This window comes from Mesorhizobium sp. IMUNJ 23232 (assembly GCF_044326205.1).
GTDB lineage: Bacteria > Pseudomonadota > Alphaproteobacteria > Rhizobiales > Rhizobiaceae > Kumtagia.
The window spans coordinates 1-10,488 of sequence record NZ_JBIRCY010000109.1; the positions used below are offsets into that span (position 1 = coordinate 1).

Genomic DNA, 10,488 nt, shown 5'->3' on the forward strand with positions numbered 1-10,488 from the left:
GAAGGCCAGATCACCAAGCTCAAACTCATCAAGCGGCAGATGTACGGCCGCGCCAAGATCGATCTGCTCCAGGCGCGTCTCGTCGGCGCGACCTGAGCCAAAGATGCAGCGAGTTTGCGTCAGACCCCAAACGGGACCCCTTAACGTGGGGTCATCAAGATGCCTCCAGTTTCTCCATCCGCTCCTTCAACTGCAAAGGCGGCACACCGGACAGAATAGCGTCAATCGCCTTGTCCAAGTCTCGGACGATCCTATCCAGTTCGCGCTTGGCCGCGTCGAGACCGGTGCTGCGCTCAATGCGCCGACGGTTCACCTCGCGGGTGAACTCGGCACAGAATTCCTTGAACAGGCCCGGTTCTGTTGATTTCCACCCAGAAGTGAGCCGGGTTTTTCACCGAGAAGTGAGCCACCGCTGATTATGATTTTTTGCTCAGGCTGGGGTTAAGGGTCGTAGATCCTCCTTTCGTTTTGTTGCCGCCGCTGAACTTGCCTTGAAGCGGAAGCTGTCGTTGCCAGTTTCGAGGATGTGGCAACGGTGGGTGAGCCGATCGAGCAGAGCGGTGGTCATCTTGGCATCACTGAAGACAGACGCCCATTCGCTGAAGCTCAGATTGGTGGTGATGACGACACTGGTACGCTCGTAGAGTTTGCTCATCAGGTGGAAGAGGAGCGCTCCACCCGAGGCGCTGAACGGCAGATACCCCAGCTCGTCAAGGATCACGAGATCGAGCTTAGCCAGACCCTCGGCAATCTGTCCCGCCTTGCCCTTCGCCTTTTCCTGTTCGAGCGCGTTGACGAGTTCGATGGTCGAGAAGAACCGGACCTTTCGGCGATGATGCTCGATGGCCTGGATGCCGAGCGCGGTGGCGACATGGGTTTTACCGGTCCCAGGACCACCGACCAGCACGACGTTCTGCGCCCCGTCCATGAACTCGCAGCGGTGCAACTGACGCACCGTGGCTTCGTTAATCTCGCTGGCTGCAAAGTCGAAGCCGGAGAGGTCCTTGTAGGCCGGGAAGCGCGCAGCCTTCATGTGATAGGCGATGGAGCGCACTTCCCGCTCGGCCAGTTCAGCCTTGAGCAGTTGTGACAGGATCGGCACGGCAGCGTCGAAGGCCGGCGCACCCTGTTCGATCAGATCGGCGACGGCCTGTGCCATCCCGTACATCTTCAAGCTGCGCGGCATGATGACGACAGCGCCGCTTGCGGGATCATGACGCATGACGGCCTCCCGCGATCCGGACGCGCAGACCGTCATATCTCTCGACATCGGCTTTGGGCTCGCGCAGAATCTCCAGTGCGTCGCGATCGCCACGGCCGAAGGCGCCAAGCTGGTGGCGGGCGGCGAGGCGATCGACAGAAATGGCGATGGCGCGCCCGGCTACTACATGCGTCCCGCCCTGTTCGCCGAGACGACGGCGGCGATGCGCATCAACCGCGGAGAGGTGCTCGGCCCCGTGGTGAGCGTCATCCGCGAAGAACTAAGAGGAGGCACTGGCCTTGGCCAACGACTCCGAGTTCGGTCTCTCCGCCGGCATTGCCACGACCTCCCTCAAGTACACGACGCATTTCAAGCGCCACGTGCAGGCCGGCATGGTGATGGTGAACCTGCCGACCGCGGGCGTGGACTACCACGTGCCCTTCGGCGGCCGCAAAGGCTCCAGCTACGGGCCGCGCGAGCAGGGGCCGCTGCGCCGCGGAGTTCTACACGACGGTCAAGACGGCGTATACGGCCGCCTGATCTGCGCCGCGCGCAGTAGCGGCACAAAGCACCTTTGGCGCCCGACAAGGCGCCCTTGGTGTCCGCGCCCGTGGACTCACCGGCCTCCAGGGCGAGCAGCAGCCGCTCGGCCAGATCACGGTCGGCATCGTTGGCGAATGCCGCCAGGGTGGCGTCCAGGGTTTCCAGGCCCACCAGGCGGTTGCCCTGCGCCACCGGGTCCTCGCCCTCGCGGTGGCCGGACCACTCAGGGATACGAGAACCTGATGTTGCCGATAGAAGCGGTCGGAGTGGGCGTACTAGCAGCTACTCGGCTGCGTGCGTAAGTGACGCGCAATCATGACCGTGTGATTGGGCGACGCTGATGGCCGGCCCCATACCGCCGGCGCTGGAATCTCTGGCCTCGGGTCCGAGAAACAGAAAGTCCCGCCGGACCGGGAGGCCTGGCGGGACTATTGTTGAGAGCTGCAGTCCCTGCTAAGCCGAACGGGCGGCTGCGTGCCTTCCTGCGATGATGCCCTGAGAGAGAGCTCGAGCGTTCCCGTGCTGACTGAATCCGCCAGCGGCTTCGCCGGCGCAGTAGAGGCCGGGAATTGCCGCACCGGCAAAGTCGAGGACCTGGCTTGAGCCGTTGATGCGCAGGCCGGACCGGGCGTCGTGGATCACCGGCGTCGACCAGGCGGCATAGAAGGGGCCCCGTTGGATCTTGTACTGGGGCGTCGGTTTGCCGAAATCGGCGTCGGCACCCGCGTCAACAAAGCTGTTGTACCGCGTCACCGTCTCGACCAAGTTGCTTGGCGGCATGGGAACCCGCTGGTACGGCATGACGATCTTCTGTGCGAGTTCCTCCAGCGTGTTTGCCTCGAAGAAGAATCCATCAGGATCGACGAAGGGCGGCGCCACAGTCCATCTCTGGCGGGCCACGGCATCTGCATCGAAGATCGCCCAGATCGGGCCACCGCCGTTGTGGCCGTCGCCGATTCCAGCCAATGCGGCGTTGATCCAGTTTTGTGGGTTGTATGTGATGTTCTTGGCGTTCAGGTAGCTGCCCTGAACGTACGGGTTGACCGAGCGAGCGCTGTTTGTCGGGAATTGACCTCCCGTTTCGTCGAAGAACCGCTTCCCGATCATATTTACATGGATAACGTTCTGGTTGTTGACGCCGGAAAGTCCCGAAGCTTTCGCAAGGTGGAAGACAGGGCTTTGGGGCCCCCACTGCAGGAACGAGTAGTTGTACCGCGTTCCGATGGCGGTTGGCTTGGTGATGTTGGTGCCGAACTCTCCGGTCTGATTGTACGTGCCCGCGAGGGACGCGCCGACATTCAGCCCGGCGAGAATGCCACTGGCGTCCTGGAAGGAATAGGGCTCGCCAGCGACGCCGCAGTACTCCGCGGTGAGCCGCGGGTCGAACTGTCGGCGGTATTCCACATTCCCGTTTCCGCCGCCGCTCGCGATGATTACGCCCTTGCGTGCCTGAATGTTAACAAGGCGGCCTTGATTGGAGGCTACGACCCCGACCACGCCCGCTTTCGTCCGGAGCAGCGACTCCAAACGGTAATTCAGCAGGATCTTGACGCCACGCGCCTTTGCCGCGGCCTCCAGCGGATATATGAAGCCGGGCCCTTGAGACGTCGTCCGCTGTTGGTTCGCGGGTACCGGCAAGCCGGTCCGGACCGAGGCGTAGTTCATGATCGCCGTATGCATCATACGGTTTACAGAGTTGCCGACTTCATTGCCGCCGACGTTGTCGGGCGTGGATCTCGTCCACACGACGCCATGGCGGACCAGAAAATTGTACATGTCGACGTTGACGTCGGCAAATGCCCGGATGAGCTCGCGATCGTTAAAGCGGTAGCTCGTAGCGCCGTTCGCCAAGGTGATGGACCAGTCGGTAAGGTCACCATAAAGGAGATCGGGTGAGTCGACGATGCCGGCCGCCATCTGAGCAGGGGTTCCGCCTCCCAGCGGAATGTTGCCCGAGCTGACGATGCCACGTCCCCCGATGTGCGGTTGCGCCTCGAGGACAATAACCGACGCGCCTGCCTCCGCGGCGGCGACCGCGGCGCCGAGGCCCGCCGAACCGCAACCCACAACGACGATATCGGCCACGCGCGGGTCCGCAGCATTGGCAATGCTCGGCTGCAAAATGCTGCTGGCCACCCCTGCGGCGGCGATTCCGGCAGCGCCCTTCAACAATGAGCGTCGGCTGACTGTCATTACGTTCTCCTCCCGTTTTACCTGCTTGACCGTTGCCGACATCGCGATCCCGCTCAAAACCTCAAGCATCGAACCGAGAGATCGTCCACGATATGGACACGATGTCCAACAATTTATATTGGGCAAACTATTGACGAAATGTCAACGCAGCATCGCCGCATTTCAGTCCCAGCGATCATATGCTTGCCGATTGGATTGATAATCAGCGGCAGCCCTGCGCCGTCTACATGCCACGCTGTTTTGCAAGCCTATTAACGGCGCCAATCGTACATCCCTGCGGAGTTCAGGAGCCGATGCCGTAGCGCTGCAGACACGGCGCGAGCGCTTCAGCCGCGCCGCAACGCGCGGGCAGCTCGACGCGCAACCGCGCGAAGGCCCATTGCCGCCAGGGACGCGGAGAAGTGCCGGATATCTCGATGCGGACGAGTGAAGGCGTGCGGTTGGTGCGTGTCCATTCGGGGCTGAGCGCGCCGTCCGGCCCGGCATAGCTGAACGAAAGCTTCAGATCGCCGCGCACCAGCGGAAGATTCTCCCCGCCCCCGTCCCTCATGTAGTCGCGGCGGGCACGAATGAGGGCCCGGTCGGCTCCGGCCCGACCCATCGAATAGGTGATGTCATCAAGTCCCGCACGCGGCTCGTAGCCGAGCGCCGGGCGCACGAAGGTGACCTCGTCGGCATGGCCGGTGAAGCGGACCGCAGCGGCTCCTCGCGTGTTGGAATAGCCGGGCTGCGCGGCCTCCAGATCCTCGACCATCCGGTCGAGAATCACCGCAACCGTGTCCTCCTGCCCTCCTCTGACGATCATCCCCTGCCATTGGCGCAGCCAGGTTCCGGTGTAGAGCGCCAGCCCACCGAACAGCATCGTCGCAAGCACCAGCGAAGCCAATGCCTCGATCAGCGTGAAGCCGGCCCTAGCGCCGCGTCTCCTCCTCATTGCAGCTTGCCGAGGCGTACGGTCTGTATCACGTCGTCATCCGATCCGTCGGTGCTGCGAACGGTGACGGAGTAAAGCTGCCATCCGGCCCGAGCCAGCGCAGTGCCGCGTTCGAAGCGGTATGGTTCCACGATGACCGTGTAATCCCCGCGCCGGCCCGTTCGCAACGGGTCGAGGGTCATCGCGACCGCCATCGCCGCCTGCATGCCGACTCGGCGTCCGGTCGATCGTTCCAGACCCGCGAACGCTCCTGCCGTGCCCGTAATGATGTGCGCAATCGGAACGATCAGCAGCACGGCGATGGCAAGCGAAGCCAGAATCTCGATGAGCGTGAAGCCGCGTCTGCGCCGCGCCGTCATTTCGGGCTCATTTCCACGCGGCCGGTCAACCAGTCGACGCGCAGTTCGATCGCCCGGCCGCTGGCGGACAGTGTCATGACGCCCCCGCAGGACCGTCCGTCGGCAAGGAAGCGCAAGGCTCTGGTTCCGCCCCGTATCGGGCACTGGTCGGACGTGACCCAGTTCATGGCCACCCCGTCCCTGATCGAGATCGGATTGGCGGCATCCGCCTGGATGCGTCCGTTTCCCGGATCGACCGCGACGTCGGCAACGCTGCCGGTGGTCAGCGCCTTCGCCCTGCCTTTGCGGAATTCCCCGCTGACGCGAACCGCCTCGGCAGACAGCTCGGCAGCGCCGATGGTGGAACGCGGGCGCGGCATCAGCACGAAAGCGGCGAGGGCGACGATCGCAAGCGCCGCGACCACGTCGAGTAGCACGACACCGCGCTGCGCCGTTTTATGGCTGCCGTTGCCTTTACGGCTGAGCGGACACATTGGAACCGCGCCCGTCAGGCCCGTCGGTGGTAACTTTGAACGTCTTTCCGTCGCTCGCGTACTTGAACTCATTGCCCCACGGATCGAGCGGAACGTTATCGCCGCGCAGGTATGGCCCGTTCCAGACCTGGATGGTCGAGGGCTTGCGCACCAGGGCTCCCAGGCCTTCGGCCTGCACCGGATAACGACCGACATCAATGTAGAAGATGTCGAGCGCGCTGGAAAATGCCTCGATCTGCAGCCTTGCCGCGCGCTCTCGGGAGTCGGACAACTGCGCGAGAACACGAGGACCGACGAGCGCCGTGATCAGGCCGATGATGGCCAGCACGACCAGCATCTCGATCAGCGTAAAGCCCGCCCTGCGGCGCCGGGCACGCTTGCGCTTCATGAGATGGGGACCAACTGAGAGATGTATGTTCATGCAAACAGGCTCCTATCGGACCATGTCGTTGAAGGACATTAGGGTGGACATGATCGACACGATCATACCGCCGATCAAGATACTGATGGTTGCCACTGCCGCAGGTCCGACAAGCCCGACGATACGGGACAGCGAACGCTCCAGCCGCACTTCATAGAAGTCGGCGACACGATAGGCCAGCCCCGCGAGTTCGCCACTTTGCTCGCCGAGCCTCAGCATGCGCACCGCCAGCGGGGGAAGCTGAAGAATCTCAAGCGCATGGCCAAGCCTATTCCCCTGCCTCAGCGCGTCGGACGCCTGCTGCGCGCGTGCCCGCGCTGCCTCGCCGTGGTCGATGGTATCGCTAATGAGCTTGAAAGCCACAGGAACAGCCACGCCGGTTTCGACCATGATGCCCAGGAGACGGGCGAAGCGCCCCGTCCGATAGCTCCCCGGTATCTCCGATAAAAGCGGAAGTTTCTTGGCGAAGCTCCAGAGCCATGCCGAGAGAAGGCCCCGACGAGCCGCTGCGAACCCCAGCAGGACGAGCAGCGCCCCCGCGAGCAGAAGGTACAGCCCATATGCGCGCAGGAAATTCGAGACGGCGAACATCACCACCATCAGCGTGTCCTTCTTGCCGCTCTGCATGAGCATCGGTTCGAACTGGGGAACGACCCCCACCAGGAAGAAGACCAGTACGCAGATCGTGCCGGCAAACAGGAATGCCGGATATCGCAGCGCCTCGCTGACCTTGGCCTGCAATGCCTCGAAATTCTGGCGCTCCTGCACGATGCGAGACAGGAGAGTGGCCAATTTGCCGGACGTCTCCGCGACGCGAACCATCGCGACCTGGAACGCCGGGAACAGTGCAGGCCAGGCTTCGAGCGCTCGTGAGAACGAGTTGCCAGACGCAAGGTCGGTGCGAATGCCGCCAACCACGGGCTGCAGCCGTCCGCTGTCGAATTCCTTTTCCATGATCGCCAGCGCTTCGTCGACCCGGATCCCCGCATTCAGCATGATCGACAGGTCGGAGAGCAGGCGCGTGACCTGCGCCGCCGGTATCCGGGTCGAAAACAGCGGTGTGCGCGATTCAGACTGGCCGCTTTGTTCGACACTGATCGGGATCAGCCCGCGCGCCCCGAGCTTCTGGAGGGCGTCGTCGGAATCGGACGCGTCGATCCGACCGAGTTCCAGACGACCCTCGCTACTCAAGGCTTTATATGCGAATGCCGTGGAGCTCATGGGTCATCCGCCGGAAAGCGTCGCCGGCGTTTCTTCCGACGGAAACATTTGTTCACCGCTCGGCTCGTCCGAAAAGCGAAGCGAGGCGCGTCCTCCCGCTCCATCGAGCTTGACTTCAAACTGGCCGACTACCTTCAGGGTCCAACCTTCCCGGCTTTCCCCGGCGCGCAGCGTGAAGGCCGCCATTTCGGTGGGGGCGGTGAAGGTTGCGCTGTTGAGACTCGCCGACCGAACGATGCCGACCAATCGCCAATCGGGCGCCGAGGCAGGGGGCGGCTCGGGTTCCGGCTCGGGCTCGGGCACTATGACAACAGGTTCCGGCTCGGGGGCATTGAACGCCATCGGGGCAGCCCGGTCCGGCGAGAACAGCGGCCGGTCCCTGAGCGCCGCGTAGTCGCTTACCAGGCGTTCCCTGATCGACAACGTTTCCGCGCCGAAGGACAGGTTCGCCGAGGCTGCTATGGCGGCGAGGACCGTTGTCGTGCGCAGCGCGGGCATCATGACTGTGGCCCTTTCTCCCGGAAGGCCGACAGGGTGACGTTCAGCGACAGCGGCCGGTCCATGGAACTCGAGGTCTGGTCTCCCCCCAACAGATCGATCTTTCGGTTCAACCGAAGCCTGAAGCTGTCGACGACCATGACGGGCGAACCGGCCTCGATGGCATAGATGAGATCGGGCAGCGACTGCTCCATGACCTCGATATCGGCAGTCAAGCGGATGCGTTCCAGAGATTCCAATGGAGGATCGCCGATGTTGTCAATCTGACCTTCCGTGGGAACGTCGACCCGCCTGATGACGGCACCCACGCTTTCCACGCGGCTGGAGAGCAGACGCTGGAACTCGGCCGAGACGAGCCCGCTGGTCTGCGCATCGAGAAGGATCTTGCCCTCGCCGAGGTCCGGAGCCTGGTTCGCGCCCGGGGGCACCAAGGAGGTGGACGCCTGGCTTTCGAGCAAGGCGGTGCGTTCCTCATAGAGCGCGAGCGAGCCCGCCTCCGCGCGCCAGGACAACAGCGTATCGGCGACGAGGACAAGAGCGCCGACAACCAGCAGGGCCATGACGCCCAGGGATTGAAGCCGAGTGTCGCGCCACAGCGGTGTCGTCCTCATCGCAGCGAACCTCCGGTGCGGATGAGCGGGCGGGTGTCGACCTCGAACTCCGAAGTGAGGCCGTCTTCGCCGCGCAGGGCCGATCCGACCAGCTTGCTGTCTTCGAAGCGACCCGACGATTCCAGTGCGGTCAGCACTTCGGGCACATCCATTGTCCGACCGGAGAGGCGCATGCGGCCCTCGGCAAAGGACACCTCTATGGCATAGGAATGCATCGGCAGAGCCGCCGCCAGGTCGTCCAACGCTCCCAGCGCGCTTATCGCGTCGTCCTTGATATTCCGCGCCTCCTGCTCCGGCGCTGTTTCAGCCTTGTCCGGAGTCGCCGCCAGCGCGATTGCCTGGCGTGCTTTTCCGGCGCGGACCTCGACCGCGGCGCGGCGCTCGGCATAGCTGTTCTGGATCATCGGCCGGACCGCCAGAGCGGTGACGGCAGCAACCAGGCTTACGCCCAGAGCTCCGGCAAGGACAAATTTTATCCGGCCACGCGTGCCGGTGACCCGTCGCCGCTGTGTCAATACTTCCACGACATCGCCTTCCGGAAACGGTGCCGAGATCACGACCTGGCGGGCCTCGGCCATATTGAGGCAGGCCAAGGCAGCAGCGACACGCGACCTCGGAACGATCGCGACGGCGACGGTGATCTGCCGCGCCTCACGGCTTATCCCGAGGACCCTGTGGCCGAAATAGATATCGGAAGCAGGCAATGGCGAAAGCGCGCCCATCCGCGACGTAACGATGCCTTCGACGTGGCTGGCAGCCTCCATCGGCAGCTCGATCCGGCGCGCGATCACCCAGCTCGCCGGGATGCCGAGATGGACCGCCTTTCCATTCACCGCAGTGCGCAATGCGGCCGGCGTCTGCGCGTCTGGAGAAATCGGTATTAACAGGGGTGCTGACGGCTTTCGGCTAGTCGCCGGCTCGATTTCAAGCGTGCTCCCATCGTCCGCGATCCGCGCGACCACGCGGCTGCCGGATTTGACGCGCGCGAGTTCATCCAGCAGGGAGGCCGGTCCCGCGATCCAGTCATCCATGCCGCGGATCGCCGCGGTGAAAGGAGAAGCCATTCCGGTCAAACCCCAGAGCAGAAGCCGGCACCGGATCCGGAGTTCCGTCGCCCGCGTGAATACAAATCATAGCGCATCGTCAGGCCCTAATTCCAGATCGATCGCAGTTCTTCGCCAATCGAGCACCGATCTTGAACGTAGACTGGGACGACCAACTTGGCCGCGGAGTTGCAGAAGCTGTCGGCAATTGACCTCGACTTCGATTTCGACAGACATCAGCTTCTCGAGGCGAATGCCCGGCAAGGCCGACGAGGCTGTGACACGGGGTCGTATTTCGATGGCGAGTTCTTCGCGGGTCAGCCCATAATTCCGATAGCGTTCGAGGTAGAGCGCCGCCATGCCGGGATTGTCCGGATTGTCGAACCACGCGCGCGAGCGCAACCGCTTCGCACCATTGAGCTCGGACATTTACACCTCCCAGAACCGCCGTTTGGCCATCGATATGGCATCGGCAATTATCGGACAGTATTCTCAATCAGAGATGTGGACAAGTTGTCCATTTTATGGATTGTAGCAAAATCTGAATCATATTGCAGGCGCGCTGATGCGCCGCGTGCCGGGGAGGGGTAGCCAAGCGTGAGCCAGATCATCTTCATTCCCGCCGAGGGCGGCTCGGGTGAGTCGCGTGTGGCGGCATCGCCGGACACGGTGAAGCGGCTTGTGGGACTTGGCTTCGAGGTGATCGTCGAGGCTGGCGCCGGTTTGGCCTCTCGTATCATCGATGCGGATTTCCAGGCTGCCGGGGCGGTCATCGGCAAAGCCGCCGACGCGGGCCGGGCCGATGTCGTGCTGAAGGTGCGCCGGCCGACTTCGGCAGAGCTCAAGGGATACAAGGCCGACGTGGCGGTGCTGGCCATCATGGATCCTTACGGCAACGATGCGGCGCTTGCCGAGATGGCGCGGGCGGGCGTCACCGGTTTCGCGATGGAACTGATGCCGCGTATCACCCGTGCGCAGGTGATGGACGTGC

The 10,488-nt window shown here is 63.2% G+C and carries 11 protein-coding genes and 3 pseudogenes; 2 read left to right on the forward strand and 12 right to left on the reverse strand.

Annotated elements, in window-relative coordinates:
• Positions 1–430: 430 nt before the first annotated feature.
• Entirely contained in the window at positions 431–1,222 is a 792-nt protein-coding gene (istB, locus tag ACH196_RS36585) for an IS21-like element helper ATPase IstB (RefSeq protein ID WP_396651732.1), read from the reverse strand.
• A 91-nt stretch (positions 1,223–1,313) separates the two neighbouring features.
• On the opposite strand from istB, the pseudogene ACH196_RS36590 reads away from it, so the two are divergent.
• A pseudogene (locus tag ACH196_RS36590) lies at positions 1,314–1,741 on the forward strand (aldehyde dehydrogenase family protein); the annotation flags it as partial.
• Between the two features lie 48 nt (positions 1,742–1,789).
• Here the strand turns inward: ACH196_RS36590 and ACH196_RS36595 are convergent.
• The 11 genes and pseudogenes from ACH196_RS36595 to ACH196_RS36645 all read right to left on the reverse strand — a co-directional run.
• Positions 1,790–2,026, reverse strand: a pseudogene (locus ACH196_RS36595) (DUF1028 domain-containing protein); the annotation flags it as partial.
• Positions 2,027–2,197: 171 nt separating this feature from the next.
• Complete coding sequence (locus ACH196_RS36600; RefSeq protein ID WP_396651733.1) at positions 2,198–4,006, reverse strand: FAD-dependent oxidoreductase; 1,809 nt, start codon at positions 4,004–4,006, stop codon at positions 2,198–2,200.
• A gap of 214 nt (positions 4,007–4,220) precedes the next feature.
• On the reverse strand, positions 4,221–4,871 hold the full coding sequence (locus ACH196_RS36605) for a type II secretion system protein J (protein ID WP_396651734.1): 651 nt from the start codon (positions 4,869–4,871) through the stop codon (positions 4,221–4,223).
• Positions 4,868–5,230: a type II secretion system protein J gene (locus ACH196_RS36610; RefSeq protein WP_396651735.1), complete on the reverse strand. Its 363-nt coding sequence runs from the start codon at positions 5,228–5,230 to the stop codon at positions 4,868–4,870. The genes ACH196_RS36605 and ACH196_RS36610 overlap by 4 nt, the downstream gene beginning before the upstream one ends.
• Positions 5,227–5,703 (reverse strand): hypothetical protein, encoded by a 477-nt coding sequence (locus ACH196_RS36615; RefSeq protein ID WP_396651736.1) that lies wholly within the window; start codon positions 5,701–5,703, stop codon positions 5,227–5,229. The genes ACH196_RS36610 and ACH196_RS36615 overlap by 4 nt, the downstream gene beginning before the upstream one ends.
• Positions 5,684–6,124, reverse strand: a complete 441-nt coding sequence (gspG, locus tag ACH196_RS36620) for a type II secretion system major pseudopilin GspG (protein ID WP_396651737.1) — start codon at positions 6,122–6,124, stop codon at positions 5,684–5,686. Before gspG ends, ACH196_RS36615 begins: the two co-directional genes overlap by 20 nt.
• Positions 6,125–6,136: 12 nt before the next feature.
• Positions 6,137–7,345, reverse strand: coding sequence for a type II secretion system F family protein (locus ACH196_RS36625; RefSeq protein WP_396651738.1), 1,209 nt, complete (start codon positions 7,343–7,345; stop codon positions 6,137–6,139).
• A gap of 3 nt (positions 7,346–7,348) precedes the next feature.
• Complete coding sequence (locus ACH196_RS36630; protein ID WP_396651739.1) at positions 7,349–7,843, reverse strand: hypothetical protein; 495 nt, start codon at positions 7,841–7,843, stop codon at positions 7,349–7,351.
• The gene (locus tag ACH196_RS36635; RefSeq protein WP_396651740.1) at positions 7,843–8,454 is read right to left on the reverse strand and encodes a GspMb/PilO family protein; all 612 of its coding nucleotides are present in this window, start codon (positions 8,452–8,454) and stop codon (positions 7,843–7,845) included. The genes ACH196_RS36630 and ACH196_RS36635 overlap by 1 nt, the downstream gene beginning before the upstream one ends.
• Positions 8,451–9,518: a PilN domain-containing protein gene (locus ACH196_RS36640; RefSeq protein ID WP_396651741.1), complete on the reverse strand. Its 1,068-nt coding sequence runs from the start codon at positions 9,516–9,518 to the stop codon at positions 8,451–8,453. The genes ACH196_RS36635 and ACH196_RS36640 overlap by 4 nt, the downstream gene beginning before the upstream one ends.
• Positions 9,519–9,584: 66 nt before the next feature.
• Positions 9,585–9,926 (reverse strand): hypothetical protein, encoded by a 342-nt coding sequence (locus tag ACH196_RS36645; RefSeq protein WP_396651742.1) that lies wholly within the window; start codon positions 9,924–9,926, stop codon positions 9,585–9,587.
• A gap of 168 nt (positions 9,927–10,094) precedes the next feature.
• Between ACH196_RS36645 and ACH196_RS36650 the strand changes: the two are divergent.
• Positions 10,095–10,488 (forward strand): annotated as a pseudogene (locus tag ACH196_RS36650) (NAD(P)(+) transhydrogenase (Re/Si-specific) subunit alpha); the annotation flags it as partial.

Coding starts and splice junctions, on each gene's coding strand:
- istB (WP_396651732.1), bottom strand. CDS start 1,222: ATGCGTCATGATCCCGCAAGCGGCGCTGTCGTCATCATGCCGCGCAGC.
- ACH196_RS36600 (WP_396651733.1), bottom strand. CDS start 4,006: ATGCTTGAGGTTTTGAGCGGGATCGCGATGTCGGCAACGGTCAAGCAG.
- ACH196_RS36605 (WP_396651734.1), bottom strand. CDS start 4,871: ATGAGGAGGAGACGCGGCGCTAGGGCCGGCTTCACGCTGATCGAGGCA.
- ACH196_RS36610 (WP_396651735.1), bottom strand. CDS start 5,230: ATGACGGCGCGGCGCAGACGCGGCTTCACGCTCATCGAGATTCTGGCT.
- ACH196_RS36615 (WP_396651736.1), bottom strand. CDS start 5,703: ATGTGTCCGCTCAGCCGTAAAGGCAACGGCAGCCATAAAACGGCGCAG.
- gspG (WP_396651737.1), bottom strand. CDS start 6,124: ATGAACATACATCTCTCAGTTGGTCCCCATCTCATGAAGCGCAAGCGT.
- ACH196_RS36625 (WP_396651738.1), bottom strand. CDS start 7,345: ATGAGCTCCACGGCATTCGCATATAAAGCCTTGAGTAGCGAGGGTCGT.
- ACH196_RS36630 (WP_396651739.1), bottom strand. CDS start 7,843: ATGCCCGCGCTGCGCACGACAACGGTCCTCGCCGCCATAGCAGCCTCG.
- ACH196_RS36635 (WP_396651740.1), bottom strand. CDS start 8,454: ATGAGGACGACACCGCTGTGGCGCGACACTCGGCTTCAATCCCTGGGC.
- ACH196_RS36640 (WP_396651741.1), bottom strand. CDS start 9,518: ATGGCTTCTCCTTTCACCGCGGCGATCCGCGGCATGGATGACTGGATC.
- ACH196_RS36645 (WP_396651742.1), bottom strand. CDS start 9,926: ATGTCCGAGCTCAATGGTGCGAAGCGGTTGCGCTCGCGCGCGTGGTTC.